Source organism: Mesorhizobium cantuariense (assembly GCF_042647205.1).
In the GTDB taxonomy this organism is placed as follows: Bacteria; Pseudomonadota; Alphaproteobacteria; order Rhizobiales; family Rhizobiaceae; genus Mesorhizobium; species Mesorhizobium cantuariense.
In genome coordinates, this window is record NZ_JBHRVD010000001.1 from 444,938 (window position 1) to 464,267 (window position 19,330).

The following is a 19,330-nucleotide window of genomic DNA, read 5'->3' on the forward strand; positions in this document are numbered from 1 at the left end:
TGCGGATATCCTGCGGCCCGTTTGCCTGCGTGCTGAGGCGATCTGGCCCTCAGCACTTTTGAAGCATCGCTTGTGGGCGCTCGAGTGCCTCAATGCCCTTTGTCTCGATAAAGAACCGCCCACACCCAGTGGTAGGCGTTGCTTCCTTCGATCCGCACGCCGGTCTCATCGGAGGCGATGACCTTGGCCCGGCGCAACGCCGCGACGGCCTTGTCGCACTCGGCCGCGAACGCGCCCTGGGCACGGCGCAACATGTTCATCAGTCCGCCCTGGCTAATGTTGAGACCGAAAAGGTCCGCGAACGCGCCCTGCAGCCGCTCGTAGGACAGGGCCTGGAAAGTCTTGAGATAGGTCGCTACGGCGTGCACGCGTGGCCCGAACGGCGTCCCCTTCGCCGCATCTGGCACAGCCGCGACGACCAGCGTGCCGCAGGACGGGCAACGGACTGCCAGGCGCCGATGGCGCTCAATCAAAGGCCTGATCGCAGGAAGCTCAATCTTGTCGTGCTCGCTGACGGTTTCGGCAGCAAGATCGCTCGACAGGCTGGCGCGGCAGCAAAGACATTGGTCGGGATGATGATCGATGATGCGATCGGCATCCTCACTCATGGCGCGGCTGTGACCTTTATGACCCGCCTTAGCGCCGCCAGGCTTTGCCCTGTCCCGACGCGCCTTGCGATCGCTCGAAGGTGGCTTGGACGACGTGCGCGATGTCTTCTCTGGCCGCTGTATCCGCAGCACCAGATCGATCAACTCTTCCTTCGTCAGACGCTGCAAATCAGTGCGATCCATATCCCCATAGATTCAGGGATTCTTGCCCCTGACAAGGGCGTGAGTTGTCTAATCGCAGATCATTGATCAAGTCTTTTTTGAATAGCCCGAAGACGCCATTGCTGTTTTTTGGACAGACAGCGAACAGGAGGCGATGTTACGATCGCGCTGCCTGGTCTTCTTCGCCCTGTTGATGATCGTTTGCCGGGAGGCATGGTTGTCTTCGCGGTCGACATCTGTTCGCCGCATTATGGATATTCGCAAGGCGAGGCCTTCCAATGTAATTAACGCAGTTTGCGTGAACGTTACGCACCTGCAACCCACGATAGCGGAATGGCCCGACCTACGTCCCGGCAGGGACGTCTCGGCGTGTCCGAAGAAAGGACGCAATCTGGTTGTGGCTCAATTTCAAGTCATGAGTGGTCTCCCATGCCATGCGGTGCGATCTCAGGCGGTCGCGCCGGCGGACCGATCAAAAGGCTCGCCGGTTTTCAGATGTGTGCATGATGACAGCGAGTTTGCGCGCCACGGCGACCGCGGCCCGCTTGAAGCCGACCTTTTTCCTGAGCTTCAGTCCCCAGGTTCGAAGCGTGCTGTCAGCAAGGGTTCTCGTTAGGATCACCACGGCAGCTTGATAAAGCAGACCCCGCAGATGGTTGTCGCCACGCCGCGATATATGCCCGTCAAAATCAACTTCTCCCGACTGGTAGCGCCGGGTGGTGAGACCGAGCCACGCACCAACTGAACGAGATGTCCTGAAGTTTTCCGGAGCCTCGATCGCTGAAGCGAAGGAGGCTGCGACAACCGAGCCAACACCCGGTATCGACACCAGCAGCTGACATGGCGCGCTTTCCCGCGCAGCGGCGACAAGCTGCCGATCAAGTTCCGCCGCCCGGTCGCGCACGGTGCGCCAGGTCTCGAGCAGAGGCAGGATAATCCGCTCCAGTCCCTTGTTGTCGACAATCAGGTTTCGGACATTGGCTTCGAATACGCGGCCGGCACCCTTGGGAACGACCAGCCCGAATGTCTTCATCAGCCCACGGATCTGATTGGACAGCTCGGTTACGATCTTGATCAGCTGGCTGCGCGCGGCTACCAGTGTGCGGGTCAGCATGCTGTCATACTGCTTGACCCGCACCTCCCGGTAAAAGCCAACTTCTGCAAGCTGCGCCAGACCGTCTGCATCGTTCGCATCGGTCTTGTTCGGCGCCATGTCGAGCGCCGCTTTGGCGTGACGGGCATCGATGCAGATCGCCGGCAGGCCTTCCCCCGTCAGCGCATGATAGAACCAGACCGATAAGGGGCCGGTCTCGAAGACGATCTTCTTCGGGTTGGGCGCACGCTTGCAGATCACTTCGGCCAGCAACTTCGGATCAGATGGGCATTTGCCGCGCCAGCTCCGCTTGCCATTCTGCCGCACCGATATCGAGGTCTCTTTCAATGACACATCAAGGCCGATAAATTGGTCCATGGTTGTTGTTCTCCGATTGCTGCTGGGGCCGGGTCCGACTCGTGAGCCCGTTTTCATCATATCGGGGAACAACCGCCGCCTATGCGCAAGGGCTACAAAGCGGCACGTGGACGCGGCTCCCGCGATTAGCCCATGTAATTACCTATCCTTCGTCTTTTCCGGCGACAACGTCAGTCCGGTCGTCTTGATCAGGTAGTCGGCCAGAGCGGATTTCTCTGCCATTGCCTCCTCGAACTCGGAGCCTTGGTCGACGCGGATCCTGATCGCGGCGGCGGGACTTGTAGTGATAGGTAGACGTGTTGAACTCCAGAGCCCGGCACGCCCGCCGGATTGACACGTTCCACTCATCACACGTCTCCGCCACCGGCTCGCACATGTTTTATACTATATGCCTATTCGTCTTCACGTCGACACCGTGCAGGATGTCGGCTTAAGGAGATAAAAAGTATCGTTGATGACGAATCCATCGAGACCGGCGGTCCGGGCATAGGCCAGCAAGTCGCTTGCGCGATTGATGAAACCGGTGCCATTGAAGTTCAGCGACGTGTTGCAAAGAACTCCGACCCCGCTTTTCGCCTTGAAAGAGGTAAGCAGTTGAAACAGGCGAGGGTTCTCCTGCTGCGAAACAGTCTGGGCCCGCGCTGTTCCGTCAACATGGGTGACGGCCTGCAACCGGCTATCGAGAACGTTCTGAAAAAGGAGCATATAGGGCGATGGGCGAGCCAAGTCGAAGTGGAGAGCGACATCCTGTTCTAAGCAAACCGGGGCGATCGGGCGGAAACCCTCCCGGTTCTTGACGCGGTTCAACCGCCCATGGGTTGCCTTCGAGAAAGGCGCCGCGAGAATTGATCGGTTGCCGAGCGCTCTTGGTCCAATTTCGCAGTTGCCCTGTACCCAGCCGAGAACCTTGTCGCTGAGCAACGCCGACGCTACTTGGCTATAGTCGAGTGGATGGACTTCGAGTCCGGTCTGGTCCATCTCGTCAACTATGAAGGGCTGGCCCGAATAGACGTCCCATTTGATCTTCGCACTGCCAGTGAAATGCCGCATCGCGTCAACTGCGGTCCCTATCGCCGAGCCCGTGTCATTGGCGCACGGCGGAATAAAAATATCAGGAAAAAGCCTCGTTTCGGCCCAACGGCGATTCCACTCGCAATTTAACCCGCACCCGCCGGAAATCAGCAGCGGCAATCCCTTAGTCAAATTCCTCTTCGCAAAGGCGTGGAACGAATCGAAAATGGCGTCCGAAACGCGCCTTGCGAGATTGGTGAACTTCTGGTGGGTCACCCCAATGTTGTAATATGGCGAATCCCGCAAATCCTCCTTGCCCAGCGAGTACAGAATACTTTTGCGTGGGAGCAGGAAGTCAATCAGCGCCTGCTCGTCCCGGTCAGGCAACCCAGTCTGCCCATAGGCGCAAAGCGCCATTAGCTTGCCGGCATCTTCGTACCGCAAATGTCCTTTGGGCAACGTGAACTTCGGATCAGCCAGCGCATAGAGGAAAGCATATTTGTTGCCGGGGGTCGCCATCACATTCCCCAAATGCACCACCTTCAGGCACTCATCGATTTCATAGAAATCACCGAGCGCCCCTTCCCAGATCAGAGCATAACAGGGCATTCCGGCCGGGAACGGCGACATGCCGTAGGAACCCCAGAGATGGGAGCGCTCGTGCGTCGAGGAATAGAAACGCACCTTCCTGCCGAAGACGGTCTTCTCGCTGATGACCTCCGACCCTTGCGCAGTCCCGCGGTAGGTTGCAGTGTCTGAACTGTTGCGCTCCAATCCCGTCTTCTCCCAGCCGCCTACAGCAATCACATCTGGAATGCCGTCTAAGCGGCCAGCAGCGTCGAGGATGGTCGTGGGGGTGATTGTCGAATATCTGGGAAAGCTATCCTTCTCAGCTTCGTACGAATAGATGAGCTCGGCTGCTGATGCATTGAGTGCTGCAATTGTGCCATCATGGCCCGGTTTGAACGACATTATCCTCATAGGTACCAAGCTCCTGCGGAATGAGTGTCAACGTTGGAGGGGCCGCCGACTCCTCGCGTTTCCCGAGCCCGCCCCTAGGGTTATCTCGAGGATATCCACCAGTCCGGCTCCACTCGGCACGTGGCATAAGCTGCGTGGGGCGGCCGATGATAAAAAGCGCAGATTCCCCGAATGCAAGGCTGTTGTAGCATGTAAGCTAAACATAATAAAGCATCCGTTATATTAAGGTTTGTTCGTGAATCGCGAAATTATTTTAATATATGAAATGGGTATTTGTGTCAAAAATGTATTGTTATTGGAGGATTAGTCTCAGATAAAATCGGCGCGCAAGTTCTGCTATCAGCACCGCATTGTTGGCCTTTACGGGCTCTCGGAGAAGAGACGCAGATCCGGCGGCGGCCGTCTGCCGCCCTATAGACGAGGAGAATGCCGCTCGCGGAGCGCGCCTTCGGCAGCACCCTAGCCCGTCTTATTCAGTGCGCCCCGATGGCGCATATCACCAGTGGAGGAAGGTTCCACCCAGATAGTAGTCGATTGGTCTGGTAGCTGACGAGCGGCTCGGTCGGGTAACTGGCCGGGTCGAAGCCTCGTGACAAAGGCCGCCTTGGGCGGTTGAGCAATCCGATGGGCCGTAACGTGAGTGAAGCCTGAGCAGGCCTCGAAAGTGATGATGTGGATGCCGACCCGCCTGAATTTCGGGGAAGGCCGCGCGAACGGGGAAGCAATCGACATGTGCACCCGTTCGATCCGCCGGGGTAATGGGCACGGCACGTCGGAAGGGTGATGCGGGTAACGGGGGAGACCCGCTCGGCATGAGGGTAGCGGCCTCAACGCAGCCGTCAGGGCGGCGGTGCCGGTGGGAGTCGGACAGGGTCATAATACCGCTGAAGCCGGGTAATGCCGGTGGAGGGAAGGGCCCTGACTTCTGGTGTGCTTTCGAAGTTGGTTAGGAGGGGGTGATTGGCGATGAGCCTCGAAACACCCGAAAAGATCAGGCACCTGCAGAGGAAGCTGTATCGTAAGGCGAAGGCGGAGCCCGCTTTCCGCTTCTACGTGCTTTACGACAAGATCTGCCGTGAGGACATGCTGCGCCATGCCTATGCGCTGGCCCGCGCCAATGCGGGTTCGCCGGGCGTGGACGGCGTGACATTCGCGAAGATCGAGGCGGAAGGCGCGGAGAGGTGGCTGGCGGGCCTGCGCGAGGAACTTGTCTCGAAGACCTACCGGCCGCAGCCGGTGCGACGGGTGATGATCCCGAAGCCGGGGGGGCGGCGAACGTCCGCTCGGCATCCCGACCATTCGGGACCGGGTGGTTCAGACCGCCGCCAAGCTGGTGCTGGAACCGATATTCGAGGCGGACTTCGAGGATGGTGCCTATGGCTATCGGCCCAGACGCAGTGGGACCGACGCAATCAAGGAAGTGCACCGGCTTGTCTGCCGGGGCTACACGGACGTGGTAGACGCCGATTTGTCGAAATACTTCGACACGATTCCGCATTCGGACCTCCTCACATCGGTGGCCCGGCGCATTGTCGACCGGCACGTGCTGCGGCTGATCAAGCTGTGGCTGAAAGCGCCGATCGAAGAGCGGGACGGTGACGGGAAACGGCACGTGAGCGGTGGTAAGAGCAGCACGCGCGGCACGCCGCAAGGTGGGGTCGCAAGTCCGCTGCTCTCGGTCATCTACATGAACCGGTTCCTGAAACATTGGCGGCTCACCGGACGCGGCGAGGCGTTCCGTGCGCATGTCATCTCCTATGCCGATGACTTCGTCATCCTCAGCCGCGGGCACGCGGACGAGGCGCTGGCGTGGACACGTTCGGTGATGACAAAACTCGGGCTGACGCTGAACGAGGCGAAGACCTTGCTGAAGGATGCCCGCACGGAGCCTTTCGACTTCCTTGGCTATACGTTCGGACCTCACCGCTACCGGAAAGACGGCCATTGGTACCTGGGTGCGAGCCCATCCAAGAAGAGCGTGCAACGGATCAAAACGAAGATTGGCGATCACTTGGTAAACGGCAACAAAGAGCCGTGGCCCGTGGTCTGCACCCAGCTGAACAGGCTTCTGCGCGGCTGGTCAGGCTACTTTGGCTATGGAACACGCTTGCCGGCCTATCGAGCGGTCGACAACCACGTCTATGACCGTGTTCGCGCCTTCCTGCGCAAACGGCACAAGGTGCAAGGACGCGGCACACAGCGTTTCTCCGACGACATTGTCTTCGGAAAACTTGGTGTCCTGCGTCTTCGACGCGTGCACATTGGACCGCCGCCGCGTGCCTCACGATGAAACCAGTCGGAAAGCCGGATGCGGGAAATCCGCACGTCCGGTTTGATGAGCGTTGCGCCTTGCAAGCGCGTTGAAGTCTGCCGTCTGAGATGACGGCCGCGGCAAAGCCTAGCGAGCAGCCGCGAACTGAGTCTTGCGTGACGTCCGGTAACGGCCGTTGCGAAGCGTAGACAGGGAGGTTGTAGGCCGGAATGAAGTGAACGGGAAAATAGCCCCGAAATCGAACGTGATCGGAGTAGCCGACCCTGTCTCTCAAAGGGGAAGGCGGAATCGCAACCCGCGTCATCGCGAGCGGGCTGAGGTGCTCCCGGGGTTCGTACCGCCAGCATGCAACCGAAGGCATTGACGTGAACAAGGGAGATCCATCCGGTTCAAGCGCAAGCTTGTAGGACCTGCCAAGCCGATGAGGTGAGAAGGGTCTGATGACCGGGTGGAAGTCAGACTGACTGATAGTACTCGGAGGTCGGGAGAGCCGACTACATGGGGAAGCGGTCAGCGGTAGTTGAATTGTTCTTGGGCGACATGGGCTCCATTCGACGGGAGTCACGGCCTTCTATTCTAAGAGAAGATCAGCTGACCATGGAAACGAAACTTGAACAAATAGCAGTGAAAGCTCGGCGCGAGCCAAATCTTCGCTTCACCTCGTTGGCCCATCACATCACGCGCGACCGAGTACAAAAGAATCTACTACAGATTCCGAAGCGCTCCGCCGCCGGGGTGGACGGACAGACGGTGGCGGCGGCGAGGGAGAGCTTCGACGGATGGATCGAGCCGATGCTCCAATCCATCCACCGACAGGGATATCGGGCGCCGAACATTCGGCGTGTCTATATCCCCAAGCCCGGTAAGACGGAGAAGCGCCCCCTCGGGGTTCCAACTGTCGCCGACCGGGCGCTCCAGCGCAGCACGGCTGAGGTGTTGTCCGCCATCTACGAGCAGGACTTCTTGCCCTGCTCGTTCGGCGGCAGGCCGAAGCTCAGCGCCCATCACGCCTTGGCGACCCTCAATGAGGTCATCGCCGGCGGCATGATCAGCTGGGTGTTGGAGGCGGATTTGAAGAACTTCTTCGGGAGTCTCGATCATGATTGGGTCGTCCGGTTTGTCGAACATCGAGTCGGTGATCCGCGCCTGATCAGCTTGATCCGGCGCTGGTTGAAAGCGGGCGTCTTGGAAGACGGAGCGGTGCATCCGAGCGAACAAGGAACGCCACAAGGCGGATCGATCAGTGTGCTTTTGAGCAACCTCTACCTTCATTACGTTCTCGACCTCTGGTTCGAACGCGTGGTGAAGGGCCGGTTGCGGGGCGAAGCCCGACTGGTGCGCTATATCGACGACTTTGTGATCTGCTTCCAATATCGATCGGACGCCATCCGCGTACAGGAGGCCTTGCGTCTTCGGTTGGGGAAGTTCGGCCTCACTCTAGAGCCGACCAAGACCAAGTTGGTCGAGTTTGGTCGGTTCGCGCAAAGACATGCGGGCAAACGCGGCAGAAACCGCCCGGAAACAATCTACTTTCTGGGTCTAACGCTCTATTGCACGCGAAACCAAAGAGGCAACTTCAAGGTTGGGATGCGCACCGAGAAATCTCGGCTAAAGCGCAGCCTTATGTCTCTGCAGGAGCTCATGCGGCGAATACGGCATTACAAGATCAGTGACCAGGCCGGTGAAATCAACGTCGTCCTGCGCGGCCACTATGGCTATTACGGCGTCGCCGGAAATCTCCGGAGCCTCGTAAAAGTTTATCGAGCCGTGGAGCGTTACTGGCGCGGAATGCTGCGCAGCCGCAGCTGGGCAGGCCGACGCCTCACTTGGGACGCATTCAACCAAATCAAAGAACGGACACCGTTGCTGAAGCCTAAGCTGCGCCTCCCTTATCGGGAGATGCAGGCGCTTGCAGTGCTGTGAACCAACTGTCGAAGAGCGTCGGTGCGGGAAATCCGCACGCCACGTTCTGTGGGAACCGGGGGCGGGCGACCGCCTCCGGTGACCCGGTGGGAAGGGAGACGGAGCGAGGCCAACACGGCCCAAGCCACCGCGCCCCTCCTCGACTCTACTGAGCGCGATTGCGCGTTTGCCGCCAGCGAGCCGGCGCGGATGGTTGAGGCGTCTTTTTCACCGCGACTTGGGCTGGACTTGTTGAACGCGCTGGAGGGTAGAGATGTGGGGTTCGGCGGGGGCATTCGATATGCCCCGGCGCTCATGGTGCTGCCGGCTGCAGCGTGATGGCGATCGCGCGGAACAAGCTGTCTTCGGGACAGGCTGCGGCGAAGGCCAGGCGGATGCGCGAGACGGTTTCGGTGACGCGGGCGCCGAGCTTAAGGAGCCTGAGCCGCAAAGTGGCGAACTCGGCTTTGCTGAGCTGGTGGGTTTTGGGCACCGCGTCGCGCAGCGTGAGCATCAGCCAGTATGCGGCAGTGTGCAGGACGAGGCGCACCTGGTTGGCAATTGGTGAGCGGCAGGAGGTGCGGTCCGAGGCAAGCTGGCTCTTGTGCATCTTGATCAGATTCTCGGCCTGGCCGCGGGGGCAATAGACCACGTCGTAGATGTGCTGGGCCGAGCCGTTGGCGAGGTTGGTGACGACGAAGCGGATGTCGAGGCCGAGCATGGTCGCCTCGATGCGGGCGCAGGCGCGGCGATGCATCTTCCAGGATTTCGCTTTGTATCGGGTCTCGGTGTAGCCGCGCAGCGCCGGCTTGTGCTCGAGCGCTCGGCGGGTACGGATATCATCGGCGACTTCATCGACGAGACGCTGGAGAACCTTGTTGCCGGGCAGACCGAAGACGTAGTCGACCGCATTATCCTCGCACCAGGCCATGACCTGCGCCCGCCCATAGTGGCTGTCACCGCGGATCAGAATGCGGGTTCTCGGCCAGCGGGCGCGGATCATCCGGACAAGCCGGCGCAGATGACCGCGGATCTCTTTGCCCGTCGGCGTCTTTCCCGGACGCAGGATCATGGCGACCGGCCGCCCTGTCGCGGCGTCGTAAATGTGGATCGGCAAGAAGCAGCGCTCGTCGTAATGAGCATTGAAGAGCGACAGCTGCTGATGGCCGTGAAAGGCATCGAGCGTGTCATCGATGTCGAGCGTCACGCTTTTGGGCGGCGCGACATAGCTCGACAGCCACAGATCCACCAGCACCCGGCCGAGCCGGATGACAGTGCGCAGGTCCGGCAGGTTCTCCAGCCGCGAACACGTCGGCTGCGAGCACAGGTCATTCCCGCTGTCGGGCAGCTGACCACAGGCGAGCTTGAAGGCCGGATCGGTGCGCAGCCGATCGAGATCGTTGGCGTCCTCATAACCGCAGGCGATGGCGAAGATGCGGGCGCGCAGGATGTCAGCCATGGCGTGCGTCACGCGCGCTGGATCGCGCGGATCCTGGATCGCAGCGGCAAGCCTGTCAGCCAGGTGCAGCCGCCGCTCGGCCGCGGCCAGCAGCATCACGCCGCCATCCGAGGTGATGCGTCCGCCGTCAAACGCAGCTGTGATCTTCTTGCGTCCAACGGCTGGAAACGAGAACGGCAGCAACGTATCGTCGGTCATGGCGGGTGTGGCTCGCAAGATGTGGGCGACAGGAATGGCTTCAGCACCAAAATCCTACGCCACATCAATCGCTTAAGCTACATCCGCCAGCCTCTCAGAGGGTCGTCGTGCATAAGACGGGCTAGGTCATAGACCCATAAAATGGGATTGATCGGGATAGGGGGACGCCTCGCGACGCCGCCCCTCCCACACCACCGGGCATACGGGTCCGTACCACGGCGGTTCGATCGTATTAAGCTTGGGCAGAGACATGAAGTCGAGGGAGACCGAGAGACTCGAAGTAATGGTTGCGCAGGGCCTGTTGGACCGCCGGGTGTCCTGACATGCGCCAGAATCCCGTCGGTGAACCGGCGGCAACCGCAGCTCCGAACTTTGGTACGCCATGACGACGTAGTTCCTTGAAGCGGTTGTGCCCGTTCCCCCATTGCCACCAGAGATACATGCGTAGTCTCCGGCGGGTCCACGCTTCCAAGTTCGTAAGCACCCGTGGGGTCTGGCAGAAGCCAAAGTAGCCGCGCCATCCGATGAGGTATGACTTCAGCTCCTTGATCATCTGCGGCAGACTGATTCCCCGTGTCCGGCGTGTCATGTCCCGGATCAGCGCCTTGAATTTGTCGAGGGCCTTTGGCGCGATGCGCCGTTCGCTCCCGTCATTTGAGATGCTGAACCCAAGGAATTTCCGCTCCTCCGGTCGCGCCACCGCGCTCTTCGCCTCGTTGACCTTCAGCAGCAGCTTCTTGGTCAGGAACCGGCCGACAGAGGTCATGACCCGTTCGCCGGCGCGGCGGCTGCGAACATAGATGTTGCAGTCATCCGCATAGCGGCAGAAGCGGAGACCCCTTCGGGCCAGTTCCTTGTCGAGGTCGTCGAGCAGGAGATTGCTTAGGAGGGGCGAGAGCGGGCCACCTTGCGGGGTCCCCTCGTCCACCGGACGGACCAAGCCATCCTCCATCACCCCCGCATTGAGGAATGCGCGGATGAGTTTGAGCACGCGCTTATCGGATACCCGCGCGGCGACGCGCGCCATCAGGCTGTCGTGATTGACTCGGTCGAAAAACTTTTCGAGATCGATGTCAATCACGTGGCTGTAGCCCTCGGCAACGTAGCGTTGCGATTGGGCTACCGCCTGATGGGCGGAGCGTCCTGGGCGGAAGCCGTAGCTGTGCTCGGAGAACGTCGGGTCCCACTGCTCCTGGAGAACCTGCAGCAGGGCTTGCTGGATCAGTCTGTCGACGACGCAAGGCACGCCGAGTTTTCTGACCCCGCCCTCCGGCTTGGGGATTTCGACCCGCTTGACCGGCTGCGGCTGATAGGTTCCTTCGAGCAATCGAGACCGGATGCTTGGCCAGTGCTCACGCAGGTAGCCCTTGGCGTCATCGATGGTCATCCCATCCACGCCTGGACCGCCCTTGTTGCTTCGAACGCGTTTCCACGCTGTTTCCAGATTCTCTCGGCTACATACCGTCTCCATTAGTTGTTCTGTCCAGGCCGGGCTTTCGGGTGCCGACTTCGCCACGAGTGGTTCGGCCCCTTGGTAACCGCTGACAGGGGCTTCACCCCGGTCCCTCGGTTCCAGGGCCAGTGAGTACTGGGTCTTCTGCCGCTTTCCACTCATGAGTTGCCAGTCCTATTTGCCACTTCCAATCGTTCGGGCCTTCGGTCATCGTTTCCGGCTCGGCCTATCCGTTTGCTCCGCCTTTCGGCTTGGAGTGCCTCACTAGCCTTGCCGACAGCATCACCTACTACGCCCTCTGCTGACTCCTGCATCACGGTCAGGTCACCTTGCGGTTCCCTCAGTTCCGAAGTCGGAACATGACGCAGGCCTCCCCAGGTAAGTTCAATCGCCTTCCCCGCGCACCTGCCGGATCTACAGCCCTGCCCCTTGATGGATATGGACTTCGCGACACGTTGCCCGCTCGTCCGGCCAGGGATGCCTCATATCCGGTTTCTGTTCGTCAGGTCGCGGTTTTGCTCCACGCTTCCTTCAGACACCACCTCGCGGTAATGCCCTTGCGCTTTGCTAAGCCTTCACCTCCATCAGGTTGGCAAGGGGACTTTCACCCCCAAGCGGTTGAACATGCTGGGCACACAACGAACCCGCTGTCGCGGCATTTGGTGCGTGGGTTTGCGGATGACGCTTCTGTTTTGAAGGATTGCGGCTGTTGAAGCGCAATCTTGAGAACAGGAGTTTGAGATGGCCGAGTTGAGCCCTCTTCGCCGACGCATGATCGAGGACATGACGATCCGCAATCTGTCGCCGGCCACGCAACGATCCTACGTGCACGCTGTGGCGAAGTTTTCGCGCTATTTCGACCGCTCGCCGGACCGGCTCGGCCTGGAGGACGTCCGCGCCTTCCAGGTCCATCTGGTTTCGGCGGGAGTCTCGTGGCCGGCGCTGAACCAGACGGTGTGCGCGCTGCGGTTTTTCTACGGCGTGACGCTGGGCCATGCCGAGATCCCGGAGCGGATCGTCTACGCCCGCTCGCCACGCACGCTGCCGGTGGTGCTGAGCGCCGACGAGGTCGTCCGGTTCCTGGAGGCGGTGCCGAGCTTGAAGACCCGAACGGCATTGACCACGGCCTACGCCGCGGGACTTCGCGCCTCGGAGACCGTCGGGCTGAAGGTCGGCGACATCGACAGCGAACGCGGCGTGATCCTCGTCCATCACGGCAAGGGCGGCAAGGACCGCACCGTGATGCTGTCGGCGCAGCTTGTGCGCATCCTGCGGGTGTACTGGCGGCTGGCGAAGCCGCAGGGCTGGCTGTTTCCCGGGCGCGGCGTCGATCGCCCCATCGATGTGCAGGTTCTCTATTCGGCGTGCCGTTCGGCGCGTGCGGCTGCCGGCATCGACAAGCGCGTGACGGTGCATACGCTCAGGCACAGCTTCGCCACGCATTTGCTGGAGAACGGTACGGACATCCGCATCATCCAGGTGCTGCTCGGCCACAATAACCTGTCGAGCACGGCGCGCCACACGAAGGTGTCGAACGGTCTCATTCGGCGGACGGAAAGCCCGCTCGATCGGCTGACCATTGAGGTTGTGCCGCCGGGCTAACCGGTTCGGCCAATGTCGGCGAGACCGGAGGTGGCGGACATCTTCCGCCGCCACGGCGAGGCGTATAGGCAGGCCCATGACGGCCATCTCGGGCGCGTCGAGCGCCGCGTGATGGGCGCGATCGAGCTATGCCGGACCGCCGAACTGGGCGGCCATGTCGAGGGCTGCCGGTCCTGCGGGGCGATCCGCGTCGCCTACAATTCCTGCCGCAATCGGCATTGCCCGAAGTGCCAGGGACAGGCCTGCCGGGAATGGCTTGCCGCGCGGCAGGGCGAACTCCTGCCGGTTCCCTATTTCCACGTCGTCTTCACGCTGCCGGTGCAAATCGCGGCGATCACCTTCCAGAACAAGGCGGCGGTCTACACGATCCTGTTCAAGGCGGCCGCCGAGACGCTACGCACCATCGCCGCCGATTCCAAACATCTGGGAGCCGAGATCGGCCTTGTCGGCGTCCTGCACAGTTGGGGTCAGAACCTCCATTATCATCCCCACATCCATTGCATCGTGCCGGGTGGTGGGCTGTCGCCCGATGGAACGCGCTGGATCTCTTGCAGGCCCGGCTTCTTCCTGCCGGTGCGGGTGCTGTCGCGCCTGTTCCGCCGGCTCTTTCTGGAGGAACTGCGGACAGCGTACGAAGCGGGCAAGTTGAGCTTCTTCGGCAATCTCGCCGACCTGGCGGCGCCGGCTGTGTTCAAACGCAGGGTTGGCGAAGTCCGTCGCCTCGACTGGGTTGTCTACGCCAAGCCGCCGTTCGGCGGGCCAGAGCAGGTGCTGGCTTATCTCGGCCGCTATACCCATCGCGTCGCCATCGCCAATTCCCGTCTGGTCAGCACGGCTAACGGCGAGGTCGCGTTCCGCTGGAGGGATTATCGGCATGGCGGCAAGGCAAAGCTCATGACGCTGGATGTGCATGAGTTCATCAGGCGCTTCCTGCTGCACACCTTGCCGGACGGCTTCCACCGCATCCGCCACTACGGATTCCTCGCCAACAGCCATCGCGCCGCAAAGCTCGACCTGTGTCGTAGGCTGCTGGCCAACCCGCAGCAGGACAATATCGAACCGCACGTCGAAAGCACGCCCGCGCCCCTCGCATTAGCGCATCGCTGCCCATGCTGTGGAGGATCGATGGTCACGCTGGCCATCTGGCGCTGCGGACAAGCGCCGCAAGGTCCCTTGTGGGACGACACCTCATGATCGTACGCGGCAGGTCCACATCACCAGCTTTGGTATCCGTCGCCATCCGCGCCGGCATGCCGACCTTTGACTTTCCGCACAAGACCGCGAGCACTCGTGCCCGCGACAGAAGGCGTCCCGACCCAATCCGCGGTGATCGCCATCAAGATTCGACCTTCCACCGTGCCATCATCCCTTGGGGTCGTATCGCGGTTGCCCTTCATTCACCCGACGAAGACAATCCCGCCCGCCCCTCCAGGCTACAATCCCCATAGCGCCAGAGCAGCCCGCGGCCTCGCTCAATCCGGCTTGCAATGAGGTCCCACGTCGAGCCCGAGTGCCCCGCCTGTGCCCCGGACCTCACAGAAGCCTCCAGATTCCACTTCGGGCTTGATCGTGATTCAAGCTTTTGATGGAACGATTCGTGCTGACGGACGCCCAATGGGCGAAGATGGAACCGCATTGTCTGGGTAAACCAGCCGATCCCGGGCGAAGTGGTGGTGACAATCGCCGGTTCATCGAAGCGTTGCTTTGGATCGTGCGGACAGGAAGTCCGTGGCGCGACCTTCCAGCCTTCTTCGGGAGCTGGAACACGGTTTTCAAACGATACCGCGATTGGGTCAAAGCTGATGTTTTCATTCGGCTTTTCGAAGCCTGCTCGGATGAGCCGGACATGGAATACGCCATGGTTGATGCCACCATCGTCAAGGTCCACCGCCATGGACAGGGCGCAAAAGATCCCATGAGGCGACGGGCGGCGGAACTCAGGTAAGGTTTCGGGGTCCGACATCCTAGAGCATAATCTGAGCTAATTGAATCGCGAGGGATTCCCATTGGCGGGAATATCTGATTCATGATGTCTGCTGGATATGGAGGCCGGCAGGCATGGTTAGACCCATATCGCAGGATCTGCGTTCGCGGGTGATCGCAGCGGTTGACGGTGGCCTGTCGCGGCGGGCTGCGGCGGGTCGTTTCGGTGTTGCCGCGGCAAGCGCGGTCCGCTGGGTCCGCGAATGGCGAGAGAGCGGCGCGACGCGGGCAAAGCCCCAAGGCGGGGACAAGCGCTCCCAGCGGATCGAGGCCCATCGGGATATGATCCTGTCTGCGATCGAAGGTCAGGACGACATTACGCTGGTCGAGTTGGCTGAGTTTCTCAGGGTGGAGCATGCGGTCGTGTTCGCGCCGAGCACGATCTGGCGCTTTCTCGACCGTCACTCGATGACCTTGAAAAAAAACGGCGCACGCCAGCGAGCAGGATCGGCCCGACGTGCTCGCGCGGCGACGCGCCTGGTTCAAGGCCCAGCCTGATCTCGATCCCGACCGGTTGGTCTTTATCGACGAGACCGGCGCGTCGACGAAGATGGCTCGCCTGCGTGGGCGGGCAAAGCGGGGCATGCGGTGCCGGTCTCCGATCCCACACGGGCACTGGAAAACGACCACTTTTACAGGCGCATTGCGCCTGACGGGCATGACTGCGCCGATGGTCCTCGACGGACCGATGACGGGTGAATGGTTCGCCGCTTATGCCGAGCAGGTACTGGCGCCTACGCTTCGAGCTGGTGACATCGTCATCCTCGACAATCTGCCCGCTCACAAAGTCACCGCCGCACGCCAAGCGATCGAAGCGACCGGCGCGCGAATGCTCTTCCTACCGCCCTACAGCCCCGACTTTAACCCGATCGAAAATGCCTTCTCGAAGCTGAAGTCGATCCTCAGGAAAGCCGCCGCCCGCAACATCCCCGAGCTTTGGGACGTAATCCGCGACGCGCTGCCTCGCTTCACCGCCCAGGAATGCACCAACTACTTCAGCGCCGCTGGATATGAGCCAGAGTGATCAGATTCCGCTCTAACCCTGGAGACGTCTCATGAATCTCTCATCCATTGCTCTGCCGCCCGTCGACGAGAAGACTGCCACAATTTTCATGGCACTGGAATTGAGCAAGTCGACCTGGCTTGTGGCCCTGCACTCGCCGGCGGTCGACAAGATCAGCCTGCATCGCCTGCAAGGAGGTGACACCGAAGGGCTTATGGCTCTCATTGAACACCGGCGCGAACAGGCGCAGGCCGCCTTGACGCGTCCGGTTCGGGTAATGTCGTGCTACGAGGCCGGCTACGACGGTTTCTGGCTGCATCGTTTCCTGTGCGACCGCGGCATCGACAATCAGGTTCTGGACGCGGCCAGCATCCTGGTCGACCGCCGGTCACGCCGCGCCAAGACGGACCGCCTCGATGCGGCGGCGCTGCTGCGCACGCTGATGGCGCTGGAACGTGGCGAGCCGAGGGTCTGCCGGGTTGTGCGGGTGCCGAGCCTCGAGCAGGAGAACGATCGCCGTCGCAGCCGGGAACGGGCTCGGCTCGTCAACGAACGCGGCCAGCATTCGAGCCGCGTCAAGGGGCTTTTGATGACCCAGGGCATCCGCGACTTCAAGCCAGCCAGACGGGACTGGCGTGAGCAGCTCGAGACGCTGCGCACGGCTGACGGGCGGGATCTGCCGTCCTGCCTGAAGAACGAGATCAAGCGCGAGTGCCACCGCTTGTGGCAAGTGATTGAGATGATCATGGAGGTCGAGGCTGAGCAGCGTCAGGCCGCCGAGATCACAGCTCCCGGGATCATCCAACTGAGTCATCTGCGTGGCATTGGCCTGACGATCGCAAGCGTAATGACGAATGAGGTCTTCTTCCGCGACTTCCAGAACCGGCGTGAGGTCGCCGGTTATCTCGGTCTTGCATCCAGCCCCTGGAGCAGTGGCGCGGTCAGCCGCGATCAAGGCATCCAGAGATCGGGCAATCCGCGAGCGCGTCGAACCGCCTTTGAACTTGCCTGGCTGTGGCTGCGCCATCAGCCCGATAGCGGTCTCGCGCGCTGGTTTCATGAGCGCGTCGGCGCCGGCAAAGGACGCCTCCGCCGCACCATGATCGTCGCCTTGGCGCGCAAGCTGATAATCGCCTTGTGGCGGTATCTGACCCAGGGCCTGCTGCCGGAGGGCGCCATGACCAAAGCCTGACGAAAGAGTTCGACGCGAGGGGCGGCCAACGTCACTTGCGACGAAGCGGGATGGATGTGGACCGGCGCCCCCCAGGGCTGTTAACGCCGTCAAAAAGATGGGTCCCATCCTTCCCGGCCTCGCCAAACTTGCCCGTGCATGCGGGATATGGGTGCAGGCTCCACCAGAGCCGACCGGATATGAGGTGATGTGGACTTGTTCCGCAATTCGCCGCGAGGCCGATCCCGACAGCGTCCGAAGGTGATTAAGCCGCCGCCGCTACTATTGACACAACGAGCCTCATATGAGGGGGACTCAGAGCCAGGCCATAGGCGCTCCAAGGGCGGCATGACGACCAAAATCCTGGCGCTGACCGACGCCCTCGGCAACCTCGTCCGCTTTGTCTTGCTGCCGGGGCAGCGGTTCGACACGGTCGGCATTGAACCACTCGTCGACGGTCTCTCCTTCGACGCTCTGATCGCCGACAAGGCCTTCGACAGCAACTCCATCATCGCCGACCTCGACCAACGTGGTGCCAAGATCGTCATTTCCCAGCACTCACGTCGGACTTTTCCTCTGCCGCTCGACAAGGAACTCTACAAATGGCGCCACCTGATCGAGAATTTCTTCTGCAAACTCAAGGAATTCAAGCGTATCGCCATGCGAGCTGACAAAACCGACCAGAGCTTCGCAGCCTTCATCAATCTTGCTGCTGCCGTCATAAACTCACGATGAATCTCAACAAGCCTTAGGGTGTTCGTCGCGAATACATGGCGCATGTCATGCAGGCGTGGGCCGTGGCTGTCAGTTGCGCCGCGCAGGCCGATCTGGCGAGACAGAGCATAGAATGTTCGATGAATGTCTCCCATATCAAGGCGATTGCCCAACTGCGAAGTGAACAAATAGGGAGACCCGGCTTGGGCTGCACAATGCTGTCGGCGGCGTTTGATATAATCCTGAAGCACTTCGCACGTTGATGCGTGCATCGGCACAAGGCGGGACTTTCCGAACTTCGTGCCGCGGATCGTCAGCACAGCGGCATCGAAATCGATGTCCGAAAGCTTGAGGTTCCGGGCTTCGCCGAGGCGCAGGCCGGAAACGCTCAGCAATCCGAACAGGCAATAATATGTCCATGGCCTGAGCTTGCAGCGGGTATATCGGCACGGCATCTCAAGCGCTGCGGACAGTAGGCGCTGGATGTCTTCCTTTGAATAGAGATAAGGCCGTGCCCGCTTCGGGCGAAAGGGTAGCAAACCGTCCGGGGGGATCTGGGTCCGCGGATCAGCGGCAGCCCGATGACGGGCGAATACGCGGACGTAGCCGTTTCAAACAACCCGCGGCTTACTTCAATCCGGCTTATGTGAGGTCGCTCGAGCTCGCCGCGACGACGGATGCGACCTCACATAACCCTCCAGATTTCGACGATTTACCGGACAGCATTCCGATTAAAAGCCGGGTGGACCCGCCTGGTGAGACAGTTTGGCGGCTTGGCCAAGGTGGATCGGGGTTGTTTCTACGCCGCCAGTTTCTCCATGGTTTCTGCCGTAGCTTAGACCTCGTCGGGCGTCCTGTCGCCGAAGGTCGAGTGTGGGCGTCGCCGGTTGTAATAGTCGATCCAGGAACTGATGCCGCTGCGGGCTTCGCTGCCGGTCTCGAAGGCGCTGAGGAAGAGGCATTCGTATTTGAGGGCTACGCCACAGTCGCTCGATGAAGACGTTGTTCATCCAGCGGCCGCGCCCGTTCATGGAGATGCGGATTCCTGCATCCTTCAGCGTCGTCGTGAAAGCGAAGCTGGTGAACTGCGAGCCTTGGTCCGTATTGAAGATCGGGCTTGCCGTGGCGTTCGATCGCCTCTTCGAAGAGCGGCGACGCAGAAGTCGGCATCCATCGTGTTCGATAGCCGCCAGGCCAGCACCTTGCGGCTGGACCAGTCCATGATGGCGACGAGGTAGAGGAAGCCGTACCGCATCGGCGATGCGGTTCGCTTGTCTTCGGGGCCCGATAGATCGGCGAACAGGCCTATTGTGCGCATAATAAGGTGGATCGACCGATGA

Annotated in this window: 12 protein-coding genes and 4 pseudogenes; 8 read left to right on the forward strand and 8 right to left on the reverse strand. The window is 60.8% G+C overall.

What is annotated here, in order from left to right:
• Window positions 1-119: 119 nt before the first annotated feature.
• The 4 genes and pseudogenes from ACFOJ9_RS02070 to ACFOJ9_RS02085 form a co-directional block, all read right to left on the reverse strand.
• A pseudogene (locus ACFOJ9_RS02070) lies at window positions 120-791 on the reverse strand (IS66 family transposase); the annotation flags it as partial.
• 451 nt (window positions 792-1,242) lie between these two features.
• Complete coding sequence (locus ACFOJ9_RS02075; RefSeq protein WP_378987518.1) at window positions 1,243-2,241, reverse strand: IS110 family transposase; 999 nt, start codon at window positions 2,239-2,241, stop codon at window positions 1,243-1,245.
• A 138-nt stretch (window positions 2,242-2,379) separates the two neighbouring features.
• Complete coding sequence (locus tag ACFOJ9_RS02080) at window positions 2,380-2,589, reverse strand: hypothetical protein (RefSeq protein WP_378988323.1); 210 nt, start codon at window positions 2,587-2,589, stop codon at window positions 2,380-2,382.
• A gap of 54 nt (window positions 2,590-2,643) precedes the next feature.
• Entirely contained in the window at window positions 2,644-4,233 is a 1,590-nt protein-coding gene (locus tag ACFOJ9_RS02085; protein WP_378976744.1) for a carbamoyltransferase C-terminal domain-containing protein, read from the reverse strand.
• A gap of 1,309 nt (window positions 4,234-5,542) precedes the next feature.
• Here ACFOJ9_RS02085 and ACFOJ9_RS02090 point away from each other — a divergent pair.
• Together ACFOJ9_RS02090 and ltrA (ACFOJ9_RS02095) are read left to right on the forward strand one after the other, a co-directional pair.
• Window positions 5,543-6,523, forward strand: a complete 981-nt coding sequence (locus tag ACFOJ9_RS02090; protein WP_378976746.1) for a reverse transcriptase domain-containing protein — start codon at window positions 5,543-5,545, stop codon at window positions 6,521-6,523.
• 579 nt (window positions 6,524-7,102) lie between these two features.
• On the forward strand, window positions 7,103-8,428 hold the full coding sequence (gene ltrA / locus ACFOJ9_RS02095) for a group II intron reverse transcriptase/maturase (protein ID WP_378976748.1): 1,326 nt from the start codon (window positions 7,103-7,105) through the stop codon (window positions 8,426-8,428).
• Between the two features lie 292 nt (window positions 8,429-8,720).
• Here the strand turns inward: ltrA (ACFOJ9_RS02095) and ACFOJ9_RS02100 are convergent, their stop codons facing one another.
• On the reverse strand, window positions 8,721-10,064 hold the full coding sequence (locus ACFOJ9_RS02100) for an IS1380 family transposase (RefSeq protein WP_378976750.1): 1,344 nt from the start codon (window positions 10,062-10,064) through the stop codon (window positions 8,721-8,723).
• Between the two features lie 232 nt (window positions 10,065-10,296).
• A complete protein-coding gene (ltrA, locus tag ACFOJ9_RS02105; RefSeq protein ID WP_378976752.1) occupies window positions 10,297-11,679 on the reverse strand; it encodes a group II intron reverse transcriptase/maturase in 1,383 nt (460 codons plus the stop codon).
• A 579-nt stretch (window positions 11,680-12,258) separates the two neighbouring features.
• Between ltrA (ACFOJ9_RS02105) and ACFOJ9_RS02110 the strand changes: the two genes are divergently transcribed.
• The 6 genes and pseudogenes from ACFOJ9_RS02110 to ACFOJ9_RS02135 form a co-directional block, all read left to right on the forward strand.
• A complete protein-coding gene (locus ACFOJ9_RS02110) occupies window positions 12,259-13,119 on the forward strand; it encodes a site-specific integrase (RefSeq protein ID WP_378976754.1) in 861 nt (286 codons plus the stop codon).
• A gap of 12 nt (window positions 13,120-13,131) precedes the next feature.
• Entirely contained in the window at window positions 13,132-14,313 is a 1,182-nt protein-coding gene (locus tag ACFOJ9_RS02115; protein WP_378976756.1) for an IS91 family transposase, read from the forward strand.
• Window positions 14,314-14,716: 403 nt separating this feature from the next.
• Window positions 14,717-15,064, forward strand: coding sequence for an IS5 family transposase (locus ACFOJ9_RS02120; RefSeq protein WP_378976758.1), 348 nt, complete (start codon window positions 14,717-14,719; stop codon window positions 15,062-15,064).
• A gap of 113 nt (window positions 15,065-15,177) precedes the next feature.
• Window positions 15,178-16,126, forward strand: a protein-coding gene (locus ACFOJ9_RS02125; protein ID WP_378976760.1) for an IS630 family transposase whose coding sequence is annotated in 2 segments (ribosomal slippage) — window positions 15,178-15,521 and window positions 15,520-16,126 — 951 coding nt in all. Because the reading frame shifts where the segments join, the coding sequence is not laid out codon by codon here.
• Window positions 16,127-16,157: 31 nt separating this feature from the next.
• Window positions 16,158-17,297 (forward strand): IS110 family transposase, encoded by a 1,140-nt coding sequence (locus ACFOJ9_RS02130; RefSeq protein ID WP_378976762.1) that lies wholly within the window; start codon window positions 16,158-16,160, stop codon window positions 17,295-17,297.
• Between the two features lie 289 nt (window positions 17,298-17,586).
• Window positions 17,587-18,011 (forward strand): annotated as a pseudogene (locus tag ACFOJ9_RS02135) (IS5 family transposase); the annotation flags it as partial.
• A 29-nt stretch (window positions 18,012-18,040) separates the two neighbouring features.
• Here ACFOJ9_RS02135 and ACFOJ9_RS02140 read toward each other — a convergent pair.
• Window positions 18,041-18,529 (reverse strand): annotated as a pseudogene (locus ACFOJ9_RS02140) (tyrosine-type recombinase/integrase); the annotation flags it as partial.
• A gap of 296 nt (window positions 18,530-18,825) precedes the next feature.
• Window positions 18,826-19,257, reverse strand: a pseudogene (locus ACFOJ9_RS02145) (transposase); the annotation flags it as partial.
• Window positions 19,258-19,330: the final 73 nt, after the last annotated feature.